This is a genomic window from Ralstonia sp. GX3-BWBA, assembly GCF_003290055.1.
In the GTDB taxonomy this organism is placed as follows: domain Bacteria; phylum Pseudomonadota; class Gammaproteobacteria; order Burkholderiales; family Burkholderiaceae; genus Ralstonia; species Ralstonia holmesii.
In genome coordinates this window covers 174,022-198,060 of the sequence record NZ_QMKS01000019.1, presented here as the reverse complement: position 1 = coordinate 198,060, position 24,039 = coordinate 174,022, and the positions used below count along the sequence as shown (strand labels likewise).

At 64.8% G+C, this 24,039-nt stretch carries 21 protein-coding genes; 14 read left to right on the top strand and 7 right to left on the bottom strand.

What is annotated here, in order from left to right; translation table 11 throughout:
* Positions 1 to 400: 400 nt before the first annotated feature.
* The 3 genes from DOD19_RS18200 to DOD19_RS18190 all read left to right on the top strand — a co-directional run bounded on the left by DOD19_RS18200 (position 401) and on the right by DOD19_RS18190 (position 4,021).
* The gene (locus tag DOD19_RS18200) at positions 401 to 1,462 is read left to right on the top strand and encodes a nucleotide disphospho-sugar-binding domain-containing protein (RefSeq protein ID WP_162634384.1); all 1,062 of its coding nucleotides are present in this window, start codon (positions 401 to 403) and stop codon (positions 1,460 to 1,462) included.
* Between the two features lie 245 nt (positions 1,463 to 1,707).
* Positions 1,708 to 2,778, top strand: a complete 1,071-nt coding sequence (locus tag DOD19_RS18195; protein WP_239498032.1) for a helix-turn-helix domain-containing protein — start codon at positions 1,708 to 1,710, stop codon at positions 2,776 to 2,778.
* Between the two features lie 181 nt (positions 2,779 to 2,959).
* Positions 2,960 to 4,021: an AraC family transcriptional regulator gene (locus DOD19_RS18190; protein ID WP_112187006.1), complete on the top strand. Its 1,062-nt coding sequence runs from the start codon at positions 2,960 to 2,962 to the stop codon at positions 4,019 to 4,021.
* Between the two features lie 9 nt (positions 4,022 to 4,030).
* Here the strand turns inward: DOD19_RS18190 and DOD19_RS18185 are convergent, their stop codons facing one another.
* From DOD19_RS18185 to DOD19_RS18165, 5 genes are all read right to left on the bottom strand, one after another.
* Complete coding sequence (locus DOD19_RS18185; protein ID WP_112187004.1) at positions 4,031 to 5,320, bottom strand: MFS transporter; 1,290 nt, start codon at positions 5,318 to 5,320, stop codon at positions 4,031 to 4,033.
* Positions 5,321 to 5,754: 434 nt separating this feature from the next.
* On the bottom strand, positions 5,755 to 6,351 hold the full coding sequence (locus DOD19_RS18180; RefSeq protein WP_112187002.1) for a nucleotidyltransferase family protein: 597 nt from the start codon (positions 6,349 to 6,351) through the stop codon (positions 5,755 to 5,757).
* Complete coding sequence (locus DOD19_RS18175; RefSeq protein ID WP_024977543.1) at positions 6,351 to 6,785, bottom strand: organic hydroperoxide resistance protein; 435 nt, start codon at positions 6,783 to 6,785, stop codon at positions 6,351 to 6,353. Before DOD19_RS18175 ends, DOD19_RS18180 begins: the two co-directional genes overlap by 1 nt.
* A gap of 142 nt (positions 6,786 to 6,927) precedes the next feature.
* Entirely contained in the window at positions 6,928 to 9,171 is a 2,244-nt protein-coding gene (locus tag DOD19_RS18170; protein WP_024977542.1) for a xanthine dehydrogenase family protein molybdopterin-binding subunit, read from the bottom strand.
* A gap of 20 nt (positions 9,172 to 9,191) precedes the next feature.
* Complete coding sequence (locus tag DOD19_RS18165; protein ID WP_004631388.1) at positions 9,192 to 9,650, bottom strand: (2Fe-2S)-binding protein; 459 nt, start codon at positions 9,648 to 9,650, stop codon at positions 9,192 to 9,194.
* Between the two features lie 627 nt (positions 9,651 to 10,277).
* Here DOD19_RS18165 and leuA point away from each other — a divergent pair.
* From leuA to DOD19_RS18145, 4 genes are all read left to right on the top strand, one after another.
* Positions 10,278 to 11,990, top strand: a complete 1,713-nt coding sequence (gene leuA / locus DOD19_RS18160; RefSeq protein ID WP_112187000.1) for a 2-isopropylmalate synthase — start codon at positions 10,278 to 10,280, stop codon at positions 11,988 to 11,990.
* Positions 11,991 to 12,117: 127 nt separating this feature from the next.
* Entirely contained in the window at positions 12,118 to 12,504 is a 387-nt protein-coding gene (locus DOD19_RS18155) for a four-helix bundle copper-binding protein (RefSeq protein ID WP_024977540.1), read from the top strand.
* Between the two features lie 17 nt (positions 12,505 to 12,521).
* Positions 12,522 to 12,998, top strand: coding sequence for a Cd(II)/Pb(II)-responsive transcriptional regulator (gene cadR / locus DOD19_RS18150; protein WP_112186998.1), 477 nt, complete (start codon positions 12,522 to 12,524; stop codon positions 12,996 to 12,998).
* A 100-nt stretch (positions 12,999 to 13,098) separates the two neighbouring features.
* Positions 13,099 to 14,730 (top strand): DUF4139 domain-containing protein, encoded by a 1,632-nt coding sequence (locus tag DOD19_RS18145; RefSeq protein WP_112186996.1) that lies wholly within the window; start codon positions 13,099 to 13,101, stop codon positions 14,728 to 14,730.
* Between the two features lie 27 nt (positions 14,731 to 14,757).
* On the opposite strand, the gene DOD19_RS18140 is transcribed toward DOD19_RS18145, so the two are convergent.
* Both DOD19_RS18140 and DOD19_RS18135 read right to left on the bottom strand, forming a co-directional pair.
* Positions 14,758 to 17,139 carry a cation-translocating P-type ATPase gene (locus DOD19_RS18140; RefSeq protein ID WP_112186994.1) on the bottom strand — a complete coding sequence of 794 codons (2,382 nt, stop codon included), beginning with the start codon at positions 17,137 to 17,139 and terminating at the stop codon, positions 14,758 to 14,760.
* A 57-nt stretch (positions 17,140 to 17,196) separates the two neighbouring features.
* Positions 17,197 to 17,745 carry an alpha/beta fold hydrolase gene (locus DOD19_RS18135; protein ID WP_112186992.1) on the bottom strand — a complete coding sequence of 183 codons (549 nt, stop codon included), beginning with the start codon at positions 17,743 to 17,745 and terminating at the stop codon, positions 17,197 to 17,199.
* 212 nt (positions 17,746 to 17,957) lie between these two features.
* On the opposite strand from DOD19_RS18135, the gene DOD19_RS18130 reads away from it, so the two are divergent.
* The 7 genes from DOD19_RS18130 to DOD19_RS18100 all read left to right on the top strand — a co-directional run bounded on the left by DOD19_RS18130 (position 17,958) and on the right by DOD19_RS18100 (position 24,035).
* Entirely contained in the window at positions 17,958 to 19,256 is a 1,299-nt protein-coding gene (locus DOD19_RS18130) for a citrate:proton symporter (protein WP_024977535.1), read from the top strand.
* Positions 19,257 to 19,260: 4 nt separating this feature from the next.
* Entirely contained in the window at positions 19,261 to 20,616 is a 1,356-nt protein-coding gene (locus tag DOD19_RS18125) for an acyclic terpene utilization AtuA family protein (protein ID WP_112186990.1), read from the top strand.
* A gap of 1 nt (position 20,617) precedes the next feature.
* Complete coding sequence (locus DOD19_RS18120; RefSeq protein WP_024977533.1) at positions 20,618 to 20,938, top strand: hypothetical protein; 321 nt, start codon at positions 20,618 to 20,620, stop codon at positions 20,936 to 20,938.
* 26 nt (positions 20,939 to 20,964) lie between these two features.
* Positions 20,965 to 21,864 carry a LysR family transcriptional regulator gene (locus DOD19_RS18115; protein WP_112186988.1) on the top strand — a complete coding sequence of 300 codons (900 nt, stop codon included), beginning with the start codon at positions 20,965 to 20,967 and terminating at the stop codon, positions 21,862 to 21,864.
* A gap of 90 nt (positions 21,865 to 21,954) precedes the next feature.
* Positions 21,955 to 22,422, top strand: coding sequence for a universal stress protein (locus DOD19_RS18110; protein WP_112186986.1), 468 nt, complete (start codon positions 21,955 to 21,957; stop codon positions 22,420 to 22,422).
* 115 nt (positions 22,423 to 22,537) lie between these two features.
* Complete coding sequence (locus tag DOD19_RS18105; protein ID WP_112186984.1) at positions 22,538 to 22,981, top strand: nuclear transport factor 2 family protein; 444 nt, start codon at positions 22,538 to 22,540, stop codon at positions 22,979 to 22,981.
* Between the two features lie 49 nt (positions 22,982 to 23,030).
* Complete coding sequence (locus tag DOD19_RS18100; protein WP_024977529.1) at positions 23,031 to 24,035, top strand: nitronate monooxygenase family protein; 1,005 nt, start codon at positions 23,031 to 23,033, stop codon at positions 24,033 to 24,035.
* The last annotated feature ends 4 nt before the right edge of the window (positions 24,036 to 24,039 follow it).

The following is a 24,039-nucleotide window of genomic DNA, read 5'->3' as shown; positions in this document are numbered from 1 at the left end:
CGGCTGGCTCTGTTCTGACGCGGCACCGGATGCCGCACGCGAGCGTTTGACCGACAGCCCTGAGCCGCTACCGACTCCCCCCGGACTGCTGACACATGTGTGTCGGACCCGATAGTGACGATTTTTTTTGGGCCAGTCTTGACCGTGCGTCTCAGTTTTTGAAAAGTTCCGCGCGGCGTGGAAATATCGATAAGATCCGAGCGCCATCGCCCGGAACCCTTTGCATGCACCCACGCACTCCCGCGACGCCAACGCGCACCACCACGCACCAGGACCGTGCATGAGCCGGATCATTTTTGCGTGGGAGTTGGGTGGGAACCACGGGCATCTGTGACGCCTGCTGCCGATTGCCCTGGCGCTACAAGCGCGTGGCCACGAGGTGGTGTTCGGGCTGAAATCGATGGCCTCGGCCCAGCGCTATCTGGCGCCTCACGGCATTCGCTGGTTTGCCTGCCCAACGCCGACGAACGTCACAACGCTGGGCCGCGAGATTGCGACCTACGCTGACATTCTCGCCACCTATGGCGCCACGCAGCCCGATCTTCTTGGGGGCATGGTGCAAGCCTGGCAGTACCTGTATGCCACGCTCCAACCGGATCTGGTCGTGATCGACCACGCGCCGCTTGCGCTCCTGGCCGCCAAGCGCGCAGGCATCGGCACTGTCCAGGTCGGCACTGGCTTTACCATCCCGCCCACGCTCTCTCCGGCACCGTGTTTCCGCCCCTGGGAAGCGAGCAACGCTGAAGCGCGCGCGCAAACGCAGGCTGCGGTGGAGCGCAACATCCAAGCGTTGTTCGATTTGCCACAACCGCTCACGACGTTACTCACCGCTGACCACACCCGGCTGTTGACGCTACCGGAGCTGGACCACTACGCCCTGTTGCGGCCGCCTGGCACCACCTTTCTCGGCCCGATACCCGAGCCGGACACGGGCGAACGCGTGCAATGGCAGCAACCCGACAAGCCGCACGTCTTCGTGTATCTGCAAGTGCAGCCCTGGCTCGATACCGTGCTGACAGCGCTGGAAGCCTCCGGCGCCGAAGTGATTGCGGTCATCCCCGACCTCAGCACGGAGACGGCAAACCGCCACCGCGGCCTGCGGCTCTATCGGCAGCCCGTCCGGCTGCTCCCCTTGCTTGCCGGCTGCACGCTGGCCATCACCCACGCGGGCCACGGCACGGCATTGAACTGCTTGCTGGCCGGTGTGCCGATGCTGCTGCTCCCGCAGCACATCGAGCAACTGATGGTCACCGAGCGCGTGGCCGCCATGGGCGCCGGCCTTGGCATCCTGCCGGCGTATGTGGAGACCGGATTCCGCGCGGTGCTCCACGATCTGTTGGGCAATCCGAAATACCGTGACGCAGCACGCACCATTGCGGTGCGCTACCACAACTTGCCGCGCGATCGCACCTTGGAAGAGGTGACCGGATTGATGGAGGATGCGCTGGTGCAGCGCCGTTAGGTGCCGCCAAGCACTGCGGAGTGTTGGTCCCGTGCCTCACCCTTTGTGGGGGAGCGCTGCGTCGCACGCGATTTATTCGATACAGTCCCAGCGATAAAAAGCGGTACATAAAAGCAGCACCACAAAATACTCACGGGACGGGGACGCTCTTGCATGAAACACTGCCCGCTCACGGCTGACGTTCGCCTGCCGTGTGACGCGCCGCCATGGTGGGCCGATTTCGAGACTCCGCGATGCGCACTGCATTGAACGACGATGCGCTCCACACTGCGCCACCACTCAGCCGCCTGTTGTTGCCCGGGCAACCGACGCTCGCGCCCGGCATCGTGCACAGCGATTTCAGCGTTCAAGGCGACGCACGAAAAAGCTTTCTGGCCTGGCAGGAAAGGATGAGCCCGGTCTACGACATACGGCCTCCGGGCAAGCAAGCCGAGGATACGTTTGATGCATCACTGTCCCGCTACACGATCGACAACCTGAGCCTCATCGACTTTCTCACCGCGCCAAATCTGGCCGTGCGATCGTTGGGTCGGGTCTCGACCGAGAGCGTTCGCGATGTCACGTTCAGCATCTTTCTTGAAGGGCCGCCGTCGCAGTTTCTGGGCAACAAGCCGCGCACTGAAGCGCAGCCCGTTCCGGGCGTGCCAAGCATCCTCGCACTGGACATGGATCAGCCCTGCACCATCCGAAGCTTTGAGGGCCGGCTCCTTCTTCTTTTTGTGCCGCGCGCGCTGGTGGAACAGTTGTTTCCTGATGCGGCGTCGCTACATGGCCGCTGGATTCACGCTGCCACCCCGCTGACGCGCCTGCTGATCGAGCATGTCATCGCGCTCAGGCGCCAAATCGTTGGGCTGAATAAGGAAGAAGCGCACCAGTCTTTTCTCACGGCGGTGGAGCTGATCCTTGCGGCCTTCGCCCAGCAGGCGGGCTTTGCCGGCAACGCCCGCGCGGCGGTACGCGCTGCCGTCTATGGCAAGGTGCGACGGCATGTGGAAATGCATCTGCGTGATCCAAATCTGTCGCCTGAAAGCGTCTTGGCATCGCTGCATTTCTCACGCGCCAGCGTCTATCGACTCTTCGAGCATGAAGGCGGCCTGGCCGCGTATATCCGCAATCGCAGGCTGCGGATGGCGGCCGACGAGTTGGTGCGCCTGCCGCACCGGGGCATACAGGACGTTGCCTCGGGATTGGGGTTCAACGATGCGTCGAGCTTTACGCGTGCATTCCGTCGCGCGTTCGACATCGCGCCGCGCGAATTGCACGAATACGCACCGTTGCTCCGGCGCGATCACACACAACAAACGCGCTTCATATAGAAGCATCGTCAGTGCCATAAAACGCCTGCAAGGTCACTTTGCGCCCAAGGTGTTGGTCCTGAGCCTCACCCTTTGGTGGGGGGCGCCGCGCTGCGCGCGGTTTCTTCGATACAGTCCCAACCATAAAAAGCCGTACATAAAAGCAGCACCACAAAATTCTCACGGGGCGGAACTCCCTTGCATGGAACAGTGCACGCTCACGCCTGACGTTCGCCCGCCGGGTGAATCTTCCATCGTTCACAGCCACTTCGACGTGCGGACGCAAACGCATCAGCAGCCGCTGCTGGCGTGGCGAGAGCGGGTCGGCCACGTCATCGACGTCCTCCCGTCGCGCGCCGATCTTGAGAGGCCGTTTCACGCTGCCATCGATCGCTACAAGGTCGACGATCTGGTGTTCACCGATTGCCGGTCCGATGCGATGGTGCTGGACCGTTCGCTCGCGCGCATCTCGACCGACCCGATCCGCGACTACGCGTTCCACGTATTTCTGGAAGGCGGTGTCACTGATGTCGCCGTGCGTTCGTCTTCGTCGCGCGGCAACATGCCGACGGCTGGCAGCATCCTCACACTGCACATGGGCCAGCCTGTGCGCATGCAGCGCAGCGCTTGCCGGGTCGCCACCATCTTTGTGCCGGGCGCACTGGCCGGAGAGATCTTTCCCGACCCCGAAGCCATCCACGGCCGCGTGATCGCGAACACGACGCCGCTCACGCAACTGATCTTCGAGAACGTGATCGCACTCAGTCAGAACATTGCAGACATGAGCGCACACGCGGCGGGCAATGCCATTCGCACGAGCACGCAACTCATGGTCTCTGCATTCGGCAAGCAAGCCCAACTGAGCGGCAATGCGCGCGCGGCAGCGCGGGCTGCCATGTTCGGTCGCGTGCGGCGCTACATTCAAGCCCATCTGCGTCAGGAAGACCTTTCGCCAGAGAGCGTGCTGCAGGCGCTACAACTGCCTCGCCAGACGTTGTATCGCCTGTTTCAGCACGAGGGCGGCCTGGGTGCCTACATCCGCCACCTGCGTCTGCGCGAGGCGGCAAGCGAACTGGTCCGGCACCCCTACCTGACCGTGACAGACATCGCGTTCGGGCTTGGCTTCAAGAGTTCGTCCGATTTCACGCGCGCGTTCCGTCGTGCATACGACATGGCACCGCAAGACTTCCGGGCGCTGTCCGGCAAAACGTCTTACGCGCGGCCAAAGGTTTCGCGCAACGAGCCGATTGCAATCAGTACATAAGCAGCGGTTTCAGGCCGCAGCGCGGCGCTCCTTGAACGCGAGCACGGCAACGAAGCTCACCAGGCATGCGGGCGCCACATACCAGGCAGCGGATACCGGGTCACCCGTCCACTTGATCAGCCCGGTGATGATGAATTGCGCGGTGCCGCCAAACAGCGTGACGCCCAGGGCATGCGAAATCGCAAAGCCGCTGGCACGCACCCGCGCCGGAAACGCCTCAAGAACAAGCAACGCGCCGATGCTGGTGCCAAGGGCCAGCAAGACGCTGATCACTGCAGACCCGAGCAGGACGGCCCGCGGGCTCTGTGCATGCGTCATCATCGCGAAGACCGGGTACGCCAGGACCGCCGTCGTGCCCGATGTGATGAGCACCATTGGCTTGCGGCGTGGTAACCGGTCTGCCAGCAGGCCCGACAGCGGCGACACCACCACCAACAGCAACGTCGATAACGTCGACGACATGAACCCGATGATGGGGGGCATGTGCAACACCCGCGTCACGTAGCTCGGCATATACGTAATGACTGCGTAGACCGGTACCGTGCTCCAGATTTTCGCCAATGTGGCCAGCGCCAGCGTGCCGCCGTGCTCCCGGCACAGTTCGACAAACGGTATGGCAGTGCCGCGATTGGAGGCGGCAGGAACGGGGCTATCGACAAGCCGACGACGCAGGTACAGACCAGCGGGCACGATCGACAACCCGATCAGAAAAGGGATGCGCCAACCCCACTGCGTCAGGCTTGCCGGCGACATCGTGCTCGTGAGCAGTGTGCCGAGCAACGCGCCAAGCAACGCGGCCGCAGCCTGACTGGCGTATTGCCAACTGACCAGAATCCCGCTTCGTGATGGTGGTGCAGCTTCCATCGCGAACGTCACGGCCGTCCCCACTTCACCGCCGGCGGCAAAGCCTTGCAGCAACCGCCCGACGATGATGATGAACGGTGCCGCCACGCCAATCACTGCAAACGGCGGACATACGGCAATCGCGGCCGTCCCGATGGCAGTCAGCCAGATGGTGATCGTCATGGCGGCTCGGCGGCTGACCCGGTCGGCGTAAGCGCCGATCACCATGGCACCGAGCGGTCGCATGAAGAAGCCGACGCCAAAGGTACCGACTGCCAACAACAGCGACGTCATCGGATCGGTGGCCGGAAAGAACTGGTCTCCGATCATCACAGCGAAGTAGCTGAACACCGTGAAGTCGAACAGCTCAAGACAGGTGACCAGCGACGTCGCAATGACGACCTTGAGCATCTCGCGGTGGGAGTTAGCGTGTGCGGCGCGCAAATCGCGTGTCATGGGTGGAAGGCGCCATCCGTATTGTTGTTCTCGATTCAGCTCGCGCGAGAAGTCTTGCTGTGGTCGCTGTATCCGAAACCAATCGATACCTTACACGCCGCCACTGCAGGCGCAAAGTATCAATTCTCTGGCGCTGTCGGGGTACCGCTGCTCAACGTCCAAAGACACTGGACAAGCCGGTATCGGGAGCGAATCAAGCGTCTCAGAGTTTGTTGACCAATCGCAGCAGCACCACATGCACCGGCCTCAAAACCCGGCCCTCACACTGTCGAAATCGAATGTTTGAGATCGACACACGCGCCGAAAACTGCGGCACTCAGCCGAGGGGCGATCGCCGCATGCATTGGACCGACATGCGCCGTGCGTGCGCGCTGTATGGAGCATTTCTGGCAGGCGAGTACGGCGGCGCTTCGTTGTAAGTCAACCCCATTCGATCACGGAGCCAGATCGGCGGGCGTGTCGACATCGCGCAGGATGCCCGCGTCATCGGAGTCAATGCGGACGAGCTTGGCGGGATCGATCAGCCGCCGAGCGCCCTCGTCGCCGTCGAGCGACGTCAGGCCAGCGAAGAAGTCGGCGCCGAAGCCGATGGGGTGGCCCCGCTGCCCGGCGTGAAAGGGCGCCACACAAGAGTGCGAGTCAAGTGCGTTGGCAACTTGAGTGATGGTCTCGGGTGCAATCCACGGCATGTCGGCCAGGGCGATGATCCACCCGCCGGCTTGCGGGCGCGCGGCCACACCGCCTGCCAGGCTGGCGCCCATGCCACGAGCAGCATCAGCACAGCGCAGGACTTCGCAGCCTGCTTCGCCCAGTAGCGCGGCCAACTGATCGACCTGCGCGCCATGCGTAGCAGCGGCGGGCACTACTGCCACCACGTCACCCAATGCCTGCTTCAGATGGCGCGCGGCCTGGACCGCCACGGGGGTTCCGTCGGGCAGCGGGGCAAGCAGCTTGTTGGCCACGCCCGCCGCATCAAAACGGCTGCCGCGGCCTGCGGCCAGCAACACACCAACAACAGGCCGCTGCTGCATCAGACCACCTCGGTCTTGAGGGTGACTTCCACGTTGTTACGCGTGGCGTTCGAATACGGGCACACCTGATGCGCCTGGGCCACCAGTTTCTCGGCATCGGCTTGCGACAGACCGCTGATCCGTGCGATCAGGCCCACCTTCAGACCGAAACCGCCCTCCTCCCGCGTACCGATACCCACATCGCAGTGGATCTCGATGTTGCTCGGATTGAGCTTGAGCATGCTCTTCGCGACGAAGTCGCACGCCGAGCCAAAGCAGGCGGCATAGCCGGCGGCAAACAGGTCTTCAGGCGTGGTGGTGTTGGGCTTGCCGGGGCCGCCCATGGCCTTGGGCACCGACAAGTCGTGCGAGACCTGGCCATCTTCGGTCTGTGTGTGGCCGTTGCGGCCGCCTGTGGCTTTGGCGTGGGCGGTGTACAGGATATTCAATGCCATGACATGCTCCTCCGGTGGGTGAACAACGCAATCGCGGACACAAGAATCGGTCCGCAAAACTGGGCGGATACGGCTGCAAGAACAAGAAAGCCGGCACACATGACTGCATGCCGGCTTCCATCACATCACGCGATGATGACAACTAGACCGTGTCGAACGGCAGCTTGCGCTGACGCTTGCCGGTCAGGGTGAACAATGCGTTGGCTACCGCCGGTGCAATCGGCGGCGTGCCGGGCTCGCCCAGACCGGTCGGGTTGTCTTCCGACGGCACGAAGAACACGTTCACCGGCGGCGCGTCCGGCATGCGCACGGGCGGGAAATCGGTGAAGTTGCTGTTCTTGGTGGCGCCGTTCTCGATGTCGATGGCAAAGCCGGGTTGAATCATCGCCAGACCGAACACGCACGCACCCTGGATCTGCGCTTCCGCGCCCATCGGGTTGACCACGCGGTTGGCATGCACGCCGGCCGTGACTCGATGCACGCGCGGCTTGCCCTGGTCGACCGACACCTCAACCACATACGCCACCACAGATTCGAACGACGCATGCACCGCCACGCCCCAGGCCTGGCCCTTGGGCAGCTTGCGCTTGCCGTAGCCGGACTTGTCGACGGCGAGTTGCAGCGCCGCACGATGGCGTTCGTGTTCTTTGCCGGTAAAGCGCGCAAGGCGGAAGGCCACGGGGTCTTGCTTGGCCGCGTGCGCAACCTCGTCGACCATCGTTTCCATCACGTAGGCCGTATGCGTGTGGCCCACGGAACGCCACCACAGCACCGGCACGTTCACGTCCGGGTGATGCACCGTCAATTGCATCGGGAAGCCGTAGTCGTTTTCGACCACGCCCTCGACCATGGTCTCGTCCACACCGTTCTTGACCATGAAGGCTTCGAACGGCGTGCCCTTGAGGATCGACTGACCGACGATCACGTGGTCCCAGCCGACGACCTTGCCGCTGTTGTCCACGCCCACGTTGACGCGGTGCAGATGCATCGGGCGGTAGTAGCCACCGCGGATGTCGTCCTCGCGGCTCCAGATCACCTTGACGGGGCCGTTGTGCCCGGCCGCCGCATAGGCCTTCGCCACGTTGGCCGCTTCCACCACATAGTCCGACGTGGTGATCGCGCGCCGGCCAAAGCCGCCGCCCGCCATCATCGTGTTCAGCTCGATCTTCTCGGGCGATACGCCGAGCACCTTGGCGATTGCGCCCTGGTCGATGGTCTGGAACTGCGAGCCGACCCACACCTTCGCGCCCGTGGTCTTGCCACCGTCTTTCTGCAGATCGATCGTGCAGTTCAGCGGCTCCATGGGCGCGTGCGCGAGGTACGGGAATTCGTAATCGGCCTGGATGCGCGTGGCGGCAGATTGGATTGCGCTCATGTCGGCAGCCTTGGCCACCGTGCCGGGTTGGCCGGCGAGCTTCTTGTACTCCGCCATCAGCGCGGGCGTGGACACCGTCGAGCCTGCGTCTTCCCACGTGACTTGCAGCGCGTCACGGCCCTGCTTGGCGGGCCAGTACCCGTCAGCAATGACGGCCACGCCCGTGCCGCCCCGATCGGTCGGGATCTGAAGCACATCGACCACGCCCTTCACCGACTTGGCCGCAGCCACGTCGTACTTGGCCACCTTGCCGCCAAAGCGCGGCGGGCGGGCCAACACGGCGACCTTCATGTTGGGCAGGCGCGTGTCGAGGCCAAATTTAAGCGAGCTGTCGAGCTTCGCACGTGCATCCAGACGTGGCGTCGGCTTGCCGACAATGCGGAACTGCGACGGGTTCTTCAGCGTGACCTGCGCGGGCACGGGCAGCGCCATCGCCGCCTGGGCCAGTTCGCCATACGTGGCGCGGTGGCTGCCAGATGTGACCACGCCATTGGCCGTGCGGCATGTCGACGGATCAACCTTCCAGCGTTCCGCCGCCGCCGAGATCAACATCGCACGTGCCCGGCCGCCCAACTCGCGGTATTGCTGGAACGAGTGGTTCAGCGCGGTCGAACCGCCCGTCATCTGAATACCGAAGCCCGGGTCCTTGTACGCGTCGGCTGCAGGCGCCAGCATGCCGCGCACGTTGCGCCAGTCCACGTCGAGCTCTTCGGCCAGCGCCATCGGCAATGCCGTGTGCACGCCCTGACCGAACTCAAGCCGGTTGACCGCCACGGTGACTGTGTTATCCGGCGCGATGATGATGAACGCCTGCGGCGGTGAAGGCGGCTTTGCCTTGGCGTCCTGCGCGCCGGCCAGCATCGGAGCCACACCCAGCGCCAGGCCGCTGCCGGCCAGCGTCGTGAGTTTCAGAAAGCTGCGGCGATCAAACGTTGCCGAACCAGCATCCGCAGACGCCGGTTGATGTTGCGCGCCGCCACCGGCCAGCGCTTCAAGATTTCGAATACGCATCGTGAATTCTCCGGTGGGGCTCAGGCCAGCGATTTCGCTGCATCGTGAATGGCCGCGCGAATGCGTTGGTACGTCGCGCAGCGGCACAGGTTACCGGCCATCGCGCTATCGATATCGGCGTCGGTCGGCTTCTTCTTGGTGCGCAGCAAACCCACCGCGCTCATCATCTGGCCGCTCTGGCAGTAGCCGCATTGCGCCACATCGTGTTTGACCCACGCATCGAGCACGGCCTTGCCGACCTTGTCATCGGCGATGTGTTCAGACGTGGTGATCTGCTGGCCGGCCACCGCAGAGATCGGCAGCACGCAACTGCGCGTGGGCTGGCCGTTCAGGTGCACCGTGCAGGCGCCGCACGAGGCAACACCGCAACCGAACTTCGTGCCAGTCAGACCGAGGTTGTCGCGCAGCGCCCAGAGCAGCGGCGTCGACGGATCAGCATCAACTTCCACTGGTTTGCCGTTGATGTTCAACGTGACCATTGGGGGATTCTCCTTGTGGGGCGTGAGGGAGTCTTGCCGTTATAGCCCCTTTGATATAGCGGGCTGGCGGCATGGACGGGGTGTATTAAAGCAGGTTCGGATGGGTTCTGCTGGCGCCCACGTCACATGGTTCCTAGCGGGTGGCACACGTTTTCGTCGGCTCTGGAGCCGGCGTTTCATCTGCCCCCAAAAAACCGTCCAGAACCCGCCCAGCCAGCTTGACAACACCCCGCCTTCCCCATCAGTATCGCCGCATGCACTTCCAGCAGACCACCCTCCCAACCGCTCCTGCCCGCACCCTCTCGTGCGTGCGCGGTCTGCTATCCGCTTCTCTACTACGCGTGTAAGCGCGTAGATCTCTCTTCCCCCTCGTTCCGGTATTTGACCGGTCCGTGCCGTAACCGGCGACGGACCTTGTGTGTGGCGCAGTCTGTGCGCCGAATCGTTGGAGCCTCTCATGCCTGCCTCGATCCCGCTTTCGCTACGACTACCGATCGGTTGCCAGACCACGCGCCCGTGGCTGTCTGGCCGCCACATCCCAAACCCGATTCCGGCCACCCTGGACGCTGCCCGCGCGGCCGTCCCCGCTGTACGAAACCGATCTCGATCTCCTAGGACGCACAGACCATGTTGAAGAACCCCAACACCAAATACCGCCCCTTCCCCGCCATCGCCCTCGCCGATCGCACCTGGCCCAACAAGACCATCACCCGTGCACCAATCTGGATGAGCACGGACCTGCGCGATGGCAACCAGGCCCTGTTCGAGCCCATGAACGCCGAGCGCAAGATGCGCATGTTCAAGATGCTCGTGCAGATCGGCTTCAAGGAAATCGAAGCCGCTTTCCCGGCCGCCTCCCAAACCGATTTTGATTTTGTGCGCGAGCTGATCGAGGGTGGACACATCCCCGACGGCGTGGCCATCGAAGTGCTCACGCAGGCGCGCGAAGACCTCATCCGCCGCACGATGGAATCGCTGCGCGGCGCCAAGCGCGCCATCATCCACGTCTACAACGCAACCGCGCCGGTGTTTCGCCGCACGGTGTTCAACACTGACCGCGAGGGCGTCAAGCGCATTGCCGTGCAAAGCGCCAAGCTGATCCGCGAGATTGCGGAAACGATGCCCGAGACGCAGTGGACGTACCAATACAGCCCGGAAGTGTTCAGCGGCACCGAACTGGATTTCGCGCTGGAGGTTTGCAACGCGGTGACCGAGGTATGGGAGCCGACGCCCGAGCACAAGATCATCTTCAACCTGCCGGCCACGGTGGAGATGGCTACGCCAAACATCTACGCCGACCAGATCGAATGGATGCACCGCAACCTGGCGCGTCGCGATTCAATCATCCTCTCCGTGCATCCGCACAATGACCGCGGTACGGCCGTGGCAGCGGCTGAACTGGCCGTGATGGCCGGTGCCGACCGCGTGGAAGGTTGCCTGTTCGGCAATGGCGAGCGCACCGGCAACGTGGATCTCGTCACGCTTGCGTTGAACCTGTACTCGCAGGGCGTGGATCCGGAGCTGGATTTCTCGCACATCAATGACGTGGCACGTACCTGCGAAGAGTGCACGCAACTGCCGGTGCATCCGCGTCATCCGTACGTGGGCGATCTGGTGTTCACGGCGTTCTCGGGCTCGCACCAGGATGCAATCAAGAAGGGCTTTGCGGTGCAGAAGCCCGATGCACTGTGGGAAATGCCCTACCTGCCCATCGACCCGGCTGACGTGGGCCGCACGTATGACTCGATCATTCGCGTGAACAGCCAGTCGGGTAAGGGCGGCATCGCGTATCTGCTGGAATCCGGCTATGGCGTTGCCATGCCGCGCCGACTGCAGGTGGAATTCAGCAGCACCGTGCAACAGCTGACCGATGAGAGCGGCCGCGAAGCCACGGGCGCCGACATCTGGACGCTGTTCCAGCAGACCTATCTGCGCGGCGACGGCGCGATCGGCTACGTATCGCACCGCCTGACCGAGCGCGATGACGGCAGCCAGCACATCCGTCTGGTGGTCAACATTGACGACCACGAGCACATCTGCGAAGGCACCGGCAACGGGCCGCTGGATGCGCTGGTGCATGCGCTGTCGCACGTGCTGGCGGCCCCCGTGTCGATCCACCATTACGAGGAACGCGCGCTGGGCCAGGGTGCCAATGCCGATGCCATCGCATTTGCAGAAATGGCCGCGCCGGGCGTGGCGGGCAGCGTATTCGGCGTGGGCGTGGATGCCAACCTGACAACGGCATCGATTCGCGCCGTGGTGGGCGGCGTCAATCGCCTGATCGCACGGGCCGGTAACGGCATGCTGCGCAGCGGCAAAAGCGAGGCGCAAGCGGTGTAACGCACAAGTCGGGCTCACGCTGTGGAGCGCGAGTTGCTAAATTGGAGAGATGGGTCTCGGGCCCTGCCCGGGCTCATCCCTTCCCAAGCGCGCCAGCGTGCACATCCACTGCCACAGGAGAACCGACATGACCACTCGTCCGACCGCGAAAGAGAATGCCAAGCGTTTTGCCAGTGTGATCCAGGCGCTGCAGGCATGCGAGGCCGCTTGCACTCATTGCGCGACGGAATGCAGCAAGAATGGCCACGCCGAAGCCATGGCCCGCTGCATCAGCTTGTGCACGGATTGCGCGGAATACTGCGCCCTCACGCGCAAATTCCTTGAGCGCAACAGTGAATTCGCAGAGCTGCTGCTGGAAGACTGCGCCGAGATCTGCTCTCAATGCGCGGAAGAATGCGATCATCACGGCCAAGGCCATTGCAGCGCCTGTGCAACTGCCTGCCGCGCCTGCCTGGACGCCTGCCTGAAAGTCGCGGGCGTTGAAGCGGTCACTGCCGAGCCGACTGTTTTCTGATTCTTTTTTCAACGCGTATGAAAATTGGCGAACTCGCCCAGCGCACGGGCATCAGCATCGAGACCATCCGCTTCTACGAAGCGCAGGGCCTGCTGCCCCCGCCGGCGCGCGCCGCCAACAATTACCGCGTCTACACGCCCGAGCATGTCGAGCTGCTGGCCTTCATTGCGAAGTGTCGGTCGCTCGACATGGCACACACGGAAATCCGCCGCTTGCTCGAGTTGCAGGCCAATCCGCAGGCCTCGTGCGAAGAGATCAACAACCTGCTGGACGAACACCTGCGTCACGTTCAAGCGCGCATTGCCGAGCTGACCGATCTCAAAGGCCAGATCGAGGCGATCGGGCAACGCTGCACGACGGCCGCATCGGTAGCTGAGTGCGGCGTGCTGCAATCGCTGCACGAAGAGCCCGTCGCCGCCAATCATCACGGCCTCAGCCACGAACATGGCGAGGGCGAACACGCGCACCGGCATATTCGCGGCGTGCATCGCTGAGCTGTCTTTTCCCATGCCGGGCACATCACTTTGACGTGCGCTTTGACGTGCGCTTTGACGTGCGATACTCGCCGCATTTCACGACACGTGGGTGAGGCGGATGAAGACGAAACCGGCTGCGGCGGCACGATTCCAGCATCGACAACGCGCAGCCTGCGCGGCGCTTGGCGCGATTGCGTCTGCCGCGGCAGTCACCGCGCAGGCAGCGACGCCTTCGCGCATCACCGATGTCACGTTGTATCCGGATAGCGCCACGGTCGTGCGCACGGCCACGGTGGCCGCAGGCGCCCGCACCGTAGAACTGACCTGCCTGCCGATGACATTCGACGCAGACAGCCTGCGTGTGGAAAGCGACAGCAGCATCCGCGTGGGTGATGTGCGCGTGGAGAGCATTCCCAGCGAAGGCAGCGGCTGCGCCAGAACGGCGCTGGACACTCAAATCCGCACGCTGGAAGACCAGCGCGCCGCGCTTGGCGTGCAGATCCAGGCGAATGCGCTGTCGGCCAGCTATCTGAAAGCCGTGAGCGAACGCACCGGCGGCGATGGCCGCGCACCGGCCACGGATTTTTCCACGCTCGGCCGCGCGACCGACGCACTGGCACGCAACGCGCAAGACATCTTTACCCGCCAGGAACAACTGAAGAAGCGCGACGCCGAATTGAAGGCGCAGCTCGACGCGCTGCAACGCACACACGGCTCGGCATCCAGCACGCTGCGCACGGTGCGCATTGCGGTGGCGGCACCGCGCGGCGGTGAGTTGCGCGTCAGCTATCAGACCTCGCGTGCGGGCTGGCGTCCGGCCTATCAGGCGAGTGTGGATTCTGTGCGCTCGAATGTCGTGGTCGAGCGGCAGGCCACGCTTGCGCAATCCACCGGCGAAGACTGGCGCGGCGTGCATCTGCGCCTGTCAACGGGCCAGCCGCGCAACACGCCGCGCGGGCCGGAACCGTATGCGTGGCAATTGGATATTCAACCGCCCCCGCAGGCGATGCCCTACCCCGCTGCACCTGCAGCGGCGATGGCGCCAGCGCCTAAGGCCAGATTCAGCCGGAACAATGAGCAACGCGAGGCCGATGGCGAACCGCTGTTCGAAGTGAACGCCGTCCAGACCGCGTTTGCCACCGAGTTCGATGTGCCGGGCGCAGCCGAACTGCCATCCGACGCGCAGAAGATCACCCTCACGCTGGCCAGCGAAACGCTGCCCGCCAAACTGGCGGCACGCAGCACCCCGCGCATGGATACCACTGCGTACCTCGTTGCGACGGTGGACCGCCCAGAGGGCATCTGGCCCGCAGGCAACATGCAGTTGCGCCGCGATGGCGCGGTAGTTGGCAGCACACAGTGGAATCCGGCTGGCGAGGACCAGAAGGTCACGCTGCCCTTCGGCCGTGACGATCTCGTGAACGTAGTGGTGGAAACGCCGAAGACCTTCCAGCGAAGCGTGGGCCTGCTCGACAACCGCAACGAGCGCCAGCTGGCGGCGCTCTACACGGTGCATAACCGGCACCGTGACGCGATCGACGTGCAGATCCTGGAAGCCACGCCGGTCAGCCAGTCCGACGACATCAAGGTGCGCTCCACCTTCTCGCCGGAGCCCGCCAAGCGCAACTGGGAACGCCGCCGCGGCGTGATCGCATGGGAGCAGACGATCCCGGCCGGCGAAAGCGCGCGCTTTTCGGCCGACTACCAGATCACCTACCCGAAAGACGCGCGCATCACCGGCTTGCGCTGATCGCGTTGCCCCGCGCGTGCCGGCAAATCAGGCGCGCGTGCGCATCACGCGCAGGCCGTTGAACACTACCAGCAGGCTCGCGCCCACATCGGCGAAGATCGCCATCCACAGCGTCGCGTCGCCCATCACGGCCAGCGCCAGAAACACCGCCTTGATGCCCAGCGCCAGCACAATGTTCTGACGCAGCACGGCCACCGTGCGACGGCTGATGCGGATGAAGCTGGCGAGCTTGCGCGGGTCGTCGTCCATGATGGCCACGTCGGCCGCTTCCAGCGCGGTGGCGGTACCGGCGGCGCCCATGGCGAAACCGATATCGGCACGCGCAAGTGCCGGGGCATCGTTGATGCCGTCGCCGACCATGCCGACGAAGCCGTGTTGTGCGGCCAGCTCGCCCACCACGCGTTGCTTGTCGGCGGGGAGCTGCTCTGCGTGCACGTTGTCGATGCCGACCGTCTTGGCGATGGCCCGTGCGGCGCGGCGGTCGTCGCCGGTGAGCATGACGGGCGTCACGTCCAGTGCGCGCAATGCGGCGATGGCTTCGGCGCTTTCGGCGCGCTCGCGGTCACGCACGCCGAACAGCGCCACGACACCGTTCGCATCGCACAGCGTGACAGCGGACATGCCCACCGCTTGCAACGACTCGGCAGCAGCACGCCAGGCCGACGTATCGAAGCCACGCTCTGCGACAAGCGCCGCGTTGCCAAGATGCCAGCGCACACCGTTGAGCGTGCCCGCGACGCCACGGCCCGGCAGCACCGACAGGTCTTCCACCGCATTCGCATCGACCGCACCGTGCGCCGCAGCGGCCCGCACGATGGCCACGGCAATCGGGTGCGTGGTGTTGGCATCCAGCGCTGCGGCCACTGCCAGCGCATGCAACTGCGTGGCGTCGGGTGCGGCGTTCAGCTCTGCGACGGCGCGGCGTGTGCCGTCGGGCAACATCACCGTATCCAACACCGGGCGGCCTGCGGTGAGCGTGCCGGTCTTGTCCAGCGCCAGCGCACGCAGGCGCCGGCCGCTTTCCAGATACACACCGCCCTTCACGACGATGCCGCGGCGCGCAGCAGCGGCCAGGCCACTGACCACCGTGACCGGGGTGGAGATCACCAGCGCGCACGGGCAGGCGATCACCAGCAGCACCAGCGCGCGATACGTCCACGCCAGCCAACCGTCGGCCGTGACCAGCGGGCCGATAACGGCCACCGCGAGCGCCAACAACATCATTGCGGGCGTGTAGATCGAAGAGAACTTGTCGACAAAGCGCTGCGTGGGCGCGCGCTGCGATTGCGCTTGCTGGATGGCCCCGGCGATACGCGCCAACGTGCTGTCCGCAGCCACTGCCGTGGCTTGCGCCTCGACCACGCCGTCGGTCACGATGGTGCCGGCGAGGATGGTGTCCCCCATGGCTTTTTCCACCGGCAGGCTTTCCCCCGTGACGGGCGATTCGTCCAGCGCCGCGCGACCGCTGACGATGCGCGCGTCGACCGGCACGCGGCTGCCGGTGCGCACACGCAGGCGCGCGCCAACGGCAACGGTGTCGACAGCCACTTCGCGCCAGCCGCCCGCGCCATCGGCCAACTCCGCGGTGTCTGGCGCGATGGCGGTGAGAGCGCGCACAGCGTCGCGAGCACGCACCAGCGCGCGCGCTTCAATGGCTTCTGCCACGGCAAACAGAAAGATCACCATGGCGGCTTCGGCCCACTTGCCGATCAGCAGCGCGCCGATGACGGCCACCGCCATCAGGAAGTTGATATTGAACGTGAGCGCGCGCAAGGCAATCCAGCCCTTGCGCAGCGTCGGCCCACCCGCCAAGGCGGTGGAGGCAAGCGCCAGCGCCAGCACAGGCCAGGCGTGATCGCCAAGCGACCAGGCGATGGCCTCCGCCCCGAACGCGGTCACGCCGCCGATACCGAGCAGCCACGTCCGGCGCGAGATGCGGGCCGGTTCCGCAGGTGCTGCGGCCAGGCGATCGTGCTGTTCAAGCACCTCGCCATCCATGCCGATGGCACGCAGCGCCTCCAGGAAGGGCGCCACATCGTCAACGGTGTGGTGGATGGTGAGATGACGCTCCAGCAAGTTGAAATCCAGCGCGACAACGCCGTCGGCGCTGCCGAGCTTGGCGCGGATCATGCGCTCTTCAGTCGGGCAATCCATCTGCTCGATGCGCACGACGGTGCGGCCAGTGGCGGCTGCGCGTGCCTCGACATCGACGGGGGCCGCGGCTTCGGGCGCGTGATCATGATCATGATCGTCGTGGTCGTGACCGTGATGATCGTGGCCATGATCATGCGCATGTTGGGCGGCGTCCCTTGCGACCGGTTGCGCATGACCGCAGCAACCGCCACAGCCAGAGGCTTCCGGCGTGGCGTGGTCGTCGACAGGCAGGGTGGAGGCGAGATCGGGTTTCATGCCTCCATTCAAAACCCTGAAGAAGCTTCAGGGTCAAGCCCCCCCATTCCGCTGATTTCAGATGAGATCCTTCATCCACTTGGCGACGATGGCGCGGGCTTCCGGCCAGTCACCGAGACCCGATTCGGCATTGATATGGCCGCGCGCGCCCAGGTTGACGGGCTCCGCACCCCACGTTTCGGCTTGGCTGTGGCTCCACGCTGCGTCGCTGAACGGGTCGTCGGTGCTGAAGACGAGCACAGCGGGAAATGGCAAACGCTGTTGCGGAATAGGCCTGAAGTCGGCCAGCTCCGGTGGCATGTCGGCGCGATCGAGCTGCGGTGGAGCAACCAGCAAGGCCCCGCGCACCCGCACAGCACGAGCCGACGTGGCCGCCCAATGCGCCGTCAGCACGCAGCCCAGGCTGTGCGCCACCAAAATGACGTCGCCGGGCGCCGCGCTGACTTCGGCTTCCAGCGCGGCCACCCAATCCGCACGCTTGGGGGCAAACCAGTCGCGCTGTTCGACACGACGATCACCATGCAGGCGTTCCCAGCGCGATTGCCAATGCTCGGCGCCGGAGTTCTGCCAGCCGGGGAGGATCAGGACGGTCGGGGTAGCGCTCACGGTGTCTCCGGCAGGGATGGGTGGAATTGGGGATGCGAGACATTCTGCCGGGATTTGGCGCGCGGCGTCGGCGGCACTGATCGGCGAATCCGCATAATCGATCCAAATATTCTGTTTCACAGGCAGATCACCAACTTCTACAGTCGCTCCTAAATCCCGCCAACAGGGATTCCGAATCCTAGGGTCCATCGACCCCTCACTCGGAGGAGACCATGCTCGCACTGCTCGGGCTGCTGACCATCGTTGCGCTGTTTGTCGTCATCCTGACCAAACGCATGTCGCCGCTGGTCGCGCTCATCGCCATTCCCGTCATCGCCGCGCTTGTGGGCGGCTTCGGGCTCAACACCAGCAAGTTCATCATCGGCGGCATCAAGGACGTCGCGCCCGTGGCGGGGATGTTCATCTTCGCCATCCTGTACTTCGGCATCGTCACCGACGCCGGCATGCTGGACCCGATCATCGACCGCATCCTGCGCACCGTGGGCAGCCGCCCGCCGCGCATCGTGGTGGGCTCGGCGCTGCTGGCGCTGCTCATTCACCTGGATGGCTCGGGCGCGGTGGCGTTTCTGATCACCATTCCCGCCATGCTGCCGCTGTACGACCGGCTCGGCATGGACCGCCGCATCCTTGCGTGCGTGACGTCGATGGCGTGCGGCGTGAACTTCCTGCCGTGGACCGGGCCGATGATCCGCGCATCCGCATCGCTGCATATGCCCGTCACGGACATCTTCAATCCGTTGATTCCGGTGCAGATTGCGGGGCTCGTTTTCGTGTTTGCGTGCGCATGGCTGCTGGGCAAGCATGAGGAAAAACGCCTGGGCTTGGCCAACCACGCCGGCGGCGCGCAAGTCGTTGCACGCCCGCTGTCGGACGCGGAACAAGCGCTGCGCCGCCCACGCAATTTCTGGATCAACCTCATCCTCACCGTCGTGGTGATGGGCGTGATGGTGAGCGGCAAGGTCGATCCGGTGGTGATGTTCATGCTGGGCGTGGTCGCCGCGCTGTTGATCAACTACCCCAACGTCGACGAGCAACGCCAGCGGGTGGACGCCCACGCCAAGGCCGCCCTGATGATGGCGAGCATCCTGCTGGCGGCGGGGGTGTTCACCGGCATCATGAGCAAGTCGGGCATGCTCACGGCAATGGCGAAGACGGCGGTCGATTTCATTCCGCCCGGCATGGCGCACCACATTCCGGTGGTGCTGGGCGTGTTGTCGATGCCGCTGTCGCTGCTGTTCGATCCGGATTCGTTCTACTTCGGTGTGCTGCCCGTTGTGGCCGAAGCATCGAAGATGCTGGGGGTTGCGCCGGTGCATGTGGCGCAGGCCGCCGTGCTCGGCCAGATGACCACCGGCTTCCCCGTCAGCCCGCTCACACCCGCCACCTTTCTCGTGGTCGGCCTGTGCGGTATCGAGCTGGCGGACCACCAGAAATTCTCGATCCCCTTCCTGTTCGGTGCCTCGCTGCTGATGACTGCAGTGGCCGTGGTGCTGGGCGTGCTTCCATGGTGATGGCATGAAGACCGAGTTGAAGACATTCCGCATCGGCGGCGGCGCCGGTTATTCGGGCGACCGCATCGAACCGGCGCTGGAACTGGCAGAGCACGGCGACATCGACGTGCTGATGTTCGAATGCCTGGCCGAGCGCACGATCGCGCTCGCGCAGCAGGTGCGCCGCAAAGACCCATCGCACGGCTACGACCCGCTGCTCGAAGCGCGCATGCGCGCCGTGCTGCCCGCCTGCGCGGCACGCGGCATCCGCATCGTCACCAACATGGGCGCCGCCAACCCGCAGGCGGCTGCCGAGCGTACGCGCGACATCGCACGTGAGCTGGGCCTCAAGCTGCGCGTGGCGGCTGTGACCGGCGACGATGTGTTCGATCTGCTGCAGGCCCGCGGCCAGGATTTCACGCTGATGGATGGCGGCGCACCGGTCGCATCGCTGCAGGCACGCATGGTGTCGGCCAATGCGTACCTCGGCGCGCAGGGCATTGTCGATGCGCTGGCGCAAGGCGCGGACGTCGTCATCACCGGGCGCGTGGCCGATCCGGCGCTCGCGCTCGGGCCGCTCATCCATGCGTTTGGATGGCGCATGGACGACTGGCATCGCCTGGGCTGCGGCACGCTCGCCGGGCATCTGCTCGAATGCGCGGGGCAAATCACCGGCGGCTACTTTGCCGACCCCGGCATCAAGGACGTACCCGACCTCGCACGTCTGGGCTTCCCCATTGGCGAAGTCGGTGAAGACGGCTCGGTGCTCATCACCAAGGTCGCCACGGCCGGCGGCCTCGTCACCGAAGCCACATGCAAGGAGCAGTTGCTGTACGAGATCCATGACCCGGCGCGGTACCTGACACCTGACGTGGTGGCGGACTTCTCCAACGTGCGCATGCGCGGCGGCGGCAAAGACCGCGTCGTCATTGAAGGCGCCACCGGCACACCACGCACGGGCCAGTTGAAGGTGTCGATCGGCTATCTCGACAGCTACATCGGCGAAGGCCAGATCAGCTATGCCGGCCCGAACGCGGTCGCCCGCGGCAAGCTGGCGCTCGACATCGTGCGCGAGCGATTGGCGCTCACCGACGTGCAGATGACGGAAACGCGCTTTGAACTGATCGGCGTGGATGCACTGCACGGCGCTGCCCTTTCCCGCACCGATGCCGAACCGTATGAAGTGCGCGTGCGCGTGGCCGCGCGCACCGAGTCGATGGCCGAAGCCGTACGCATCGGCAACGAAGTGGAAACCCTGCTGACGTGCGGCCCGTCCGGCGGCGGAGGCGCGACCAAGAGCGCGCGCGAGATCATCGCCGTCGCATCGACGTTGATTCCCGCTGAACTCGCCCCGCACGCCGTGCACATTCTGGAGAGCTGACATGCCCCGCACCCTCCGCGACCTCGCCCACACCCGCGCCGGCGACAAGGGCGACATCTCGTGCATCTCCGTCATCGCGCTTCGTCCGGAATGCACGGAAGAGTTTGCCTTGCTTGAACAACACGTCACGGCCGAGCGCGTGCGCGCGCATTTCGCTGACCTTGTTCGCGGCGATGTCGAGCGCTACGTGCTGTCGCAGCTTGGCGCGCTCAACTTCGTGCTCCACGGTGCCCTGGCCGGCGGCGTGACGCGATCCCTGGCGCTGGATGCGCATGGCAAGTCGCTCGCAAGCGCGCTGCTCACGCTGGAGATTCCAGGCTAAGCTGGCGCACCACGCCCGGCATCGCCATGAACCTCTCCGTCAAGCAACTCCGCGCCTTTGCCGCGCTGCGCGAGCACAAGAACTTCACGCAGGCGGCACAGACGTGCCACTTGTCGCAATCGGCCTTCAGCGCGCTGATCCAGAACCTGGAGGCCGACGCCGGCGTGCGCCTGTTCGACCGCAACACGCGCCATGTTGAACTGACCCCGGAGGGCGAAGCCTTTGCCGAATCGGCGCTGCGCCTGCTGGCTGATTTCGAGGCGACATTCTCGGAGTTGCGCGATCGCGCCGCCGCACGCACGGGGCGCGTGACGGTGGCCGCCTTGCCGTCGATCGCGGCGGGCATTCTGCCGGGCGTGCTGGCCGCGTTCTCTGCCCAGCATCCGGGCATTCAACTGGCGCTGCACGATCAACTCTCGGACCCGTGCATCGACATGGTCCGGCGCGGCGCGGCGGACTTCGCCATCGCGGCCATGGGCGCCGACATGGCGGGTCTGGCCGCACAACCGTTCTGCACCGACGACTTCCACCTCGTCTGTCACCAGGATCACCCGCTGGCGCGCAAGCAGGCGCTGGCCGTGGGCGATCTCGTCGATACGCCGTTCATCCACCTCGCGCGCAACACGAGCATCCGGCAATACCTCGAGGCGGCGTTGCACCCGACCAAGCTGCGCAGCGGCATGGAAGTCGAACACCTGGCCACGGCGGCTGCGCTGGTGGCGGCCAACCTGGGCATCACCGTCATTCCCGCGCTGGCGCTGTTCCAGTTCCGCCTGCCAGAGCTGGTGGTGCGGCCGCTGCCCCTGCCGGGGCTGGTGCGCACGCTGTATGTCATCCGGCGCGACGGACGCAGCCTGTCGGTGGCGGCGCAAGGGCTGCTGGACTTGCTGCTGGCGCACCCCGCGCGCACGACAGCGCCCGTTTGATGCGACGCAACCCGGGCACATCCGGGGTGCAGCATCGCCCACCTGCGCTGCTACAGTGAGGCATTCCATTCCGATTCTGCGGAGCGCCCCATGCATCAACGCATTCTTGCCGCTTTCGACGGCACCCATGAAGCCCACCTGGCGGTGGAAGAAGCCGCCGCCCTTGCCCGTGCATTCAACGGCCGGGTCCGGGTCGTCTGGGCGATCGGATCGCCGGCCATGCCGGAGTCGCGCGAAATCTACAGCATCGACAAGTTGCGCGAAGAGGCGCACCGGACGGCCAGCGCATCGCTGGTCGAATTGCAGCGCCTGTTCGACGCTGACGGCACCGCTGCTGAAACCGGCGTGCTGATGCTCGACTCCACCGACGACGACATCGGCCACGCGCTCGAGCACGAGGCCGAGCGCTGGCAGGCCGACACCATCGTGGTGGGCTCGCACGGCAAGCACGGGCTCGCGCGCCTTCTGCTGGGCAGCGTGGCCGAGCGCACGGCGCGCCTGTCGCACCGCACCGTCATCGTGGTACGTGCCCAGCACCCGGACCACGCTGCCGGCTGATCTTGTCTGAAGTCGAATAGCCCGACTATGCAACTTGTTGCATAGAAAAACACGGCTGTGCTATGTTGCACCCCACGTTGATGCAATCCGTTGCACTTTCTGCTCAGGAGCCAGCATGCCGCAGCCGATTCCCCAGACATTGAACGCCCCCGCGCAAGCCACGCTCGAGGCTTGGCATGCCATGCTCGACAGCGGCAACATGGACGATCTCGACCGGCTGTTCGCCGACGAGGTGGTCTTCCGCTCACCCGTGGCGCATACGCCCTACCCGGGCCGCACGGCGACAACGCTGGTGCTGCGCACCGTCAACACCGTCTTTGAAGACTTCGAATACCACCGCAGCTTCGCCACCGACGACGGCGCCAGCGTGGTGCTGGAATTCAGCGCCAACGTGAGCGGCAAGGCGCTCAAGGGCATCGACATGGTGCGCTTCAACGCTGAAGGCAAGATCGTCGAGTTCGAAGTCATGGTCCGCCCCGCCACCGGCTTGCAGGCACTCGGCGCTGCCATGGGTGCAAAGCTGGGCGACAAGATCGGCATGCTCAAGGCCGGCGCCTGAATACCCATCCCCCAATTCCGAATTCCAACCAAAACCAACGGAGACTGCCATGTCGCTGCCCCCGATCCTGCAAAACCGCCTGTCCGTGCCCGTGGTGGGCTCGCCGCTGTTCATCATTTCCAACCCCGACCTCGTGATCGCGCAGTGCAAGGCGGGCGTGGTCGGCTCGTTCCCGGCGCTCAACGCACGGCCGGCCGAGCTGCTGGAAACCTGGCTGCAGCGCATCACGACGGAGCTGGCCGAATACGACGCGCAGCACCCCGACAAACCATCGGCACCGTTTGCCGTTAACCAGATCGTGCACAAGTCGAACGACCGTCTGGAGCACGACCTGGCGCTGTGCGTGAAGTACAAGGTGCCCATCGTCATCACCTCGCTGGGCGCGCGTGAAGACGTGAACCAGGCGGTGCACAGCTACGGCGGCATCGTCCTGCACGATGTCATCAACAATAAATTTGCGAAGAAGGCGATCGAGAAAGGCGCGGATGGCCTGATCGCGGTGGCGGCGGGCGCGGGCGGCCATGCGGGCACGACCTCACCTTTTGCGCTGATCCACGAGATACGCGAATGGTTTGACGGCCCGCTGCTGCTGTCGGGTGCGATCGCCAACGGCAATGCGATCCTGGCGGCACTGGCAGCTGGTGCGGATCTGGCCTACGTCGGATCCGCGTTCATCGCCACCGAAGAAGCCAACGCGATCGAGGGCTACAAGCAAGCGATCGTGGAAAGCACCGCCAGCGATATCGTCTATACGAACCTGTTCACTGGCGTGCACGGCAACTACCTGCGCAAGAGCATCGAAGGCGCCGGCCTGGACCCAGACGCGCTGCCGGAATCGGACCCAAGCAAGATGAACTTCGGCTCGGGCGGCGGCGCAAAGGCCAAGGCATGGAAGGACATCTGGGGCGCCGGCCAGGGCGTGGGCGCGGTCAAGCGCGTGGTGCCGGCGGCAGAACTCGTCAAGCGCTTTGCCGAAGAGTTCGAAGTAGCCCGCCGTCGCCTGAACAACATCGAAGCCCTGCGCGCTCCGGCGGGTGACAAGACGACGGTGTAAGCAG

Coding starts and splice junctions, on each gene's coding strand:
- DOD19_RS18165 (WP_004631388.1), bottom strand. CDS start 9,650: ATGGTCACGTTGAACATCAACGGCAAACCAGTGGAAGTTGATGCTGAT.
- DOD19_RS18145 (WP_112186996.1), top strand. CDS start 13,099: ATGAAGACGAAACCGGCTGCGGCGGCACGATTCCAGCATCGACAACGC.
- DOD19_RS18115 (WP_112186988.1), top strand. CDS start 20,965: ATGAACCTCTCCGTCAAGCAACTCCGCGCCTTTGCCGCGCTGCGCGAG.
- DOD19_RS18180 (WP_112187002.1), bottom strand. CDS start 6,351: ATGCAGCAGCGGCCTGTTGTTGGTGTGTTGCTGGCCGCAGGCCGCGGC.
- DOD19_RS18125 (WP_112186990.1), top strand. CDS start 19,261: ATGAAGACCGAGTTGAAGACATTCCGCATCGGCGGCGGCGCCGGTTAT.
- DOD19_RS18175 (WP_024977543.1), bottom strand. CDS start 6,785: ATGGCATTGAATATCCTGTACACCGCCCACGCCAAAGCCACAGGCGGC.
- DOD19_RS18155 (WP_024977540.1), top strand. CDS start 12,118: ATGACCACTCGTCCGACCGCGAAAGAGAATGCCAAGCGTTTTGCCAGT.
- DOD19_RS18140 (WP_112186994.1), bottom strand. CDS start 17,139: ATGAAACCCGATCTCGCCTCCACCCTGCCTGTCGACGACCACGCCACG.
- DOD19_RS18200 (WP_162634384.1), top strand. CDS start 401: ATGGCCTCGGCCCAGCGCTATCTGGCGCCTCACGGCATTCGCTGGTTT.
- DOD19_RS18120 (WP_024977533.1), top strand. CDS start 20,618: ATGCCCCGCACCCTCCGCGACCTCGCCCACACCCGCGCCGGCGACAAG.
- DOD19_RS18170 (WP_024977542.1), bottom strand. CDS start 9,171: ATGCGTATTCGAAATCTTGAAGCGCTGGCCGGTGGCGGCGCGCAACAT.
- leuA (WP_112187000.1), top strand. CDS start 10,278: ATGTTGAAGAACCCCAACACCAAATACCGCCCCTTCCCCGCCATCGCC.
- DOD19_RS18185 (WP_112187004.1), bottom strand. CDS start 5,320: ATGACACGCGATTTGCGCGCCGCACACGCTAACTCCCACCGCGAGATG.
- DOD19_RS18105 (WP_112186984.1), top strand. CDS start 22,538: ATGCCGCAGCCGATTCCCCAGACATTGAACGCCCCCGCGCAAGCCACG.
- cadR (WP_112186998.1), top strand. CDS start 12,522: ATGAAAATTGGCGAACTCGCCCAGCGCACGGGCATCAGCATCGAGACC.
- DOD19_RS18130 (WP_024977535.1), top strand. CDS start 17,958: ATGCTCGCACTGCTCGGGCTGCTGACCATCGTTGCGCTGTTTGTCGTC.
- DOD19_RS18190 (WP_112187006.1), top strand. CDS start 2,960: ATGGAACAGTGCACGCTCACGCCTGACGTTCGCCCGCCGGGTGAATCT.
- DOD19_RS18110 (WP_112186986.1), top strand. CDS start 21,955: ATGCATCAACGCATTCTTGCCGCTTTCGACGGCACCCATGAAGCCCAC.
- DOD19_RS18100 (WP_024977529.1), top strand. CDS start 23,031: ATGTCGCTGCCCCCGATCCTGCAAAACCGCCTGTCCGTGCCCGTGGTG.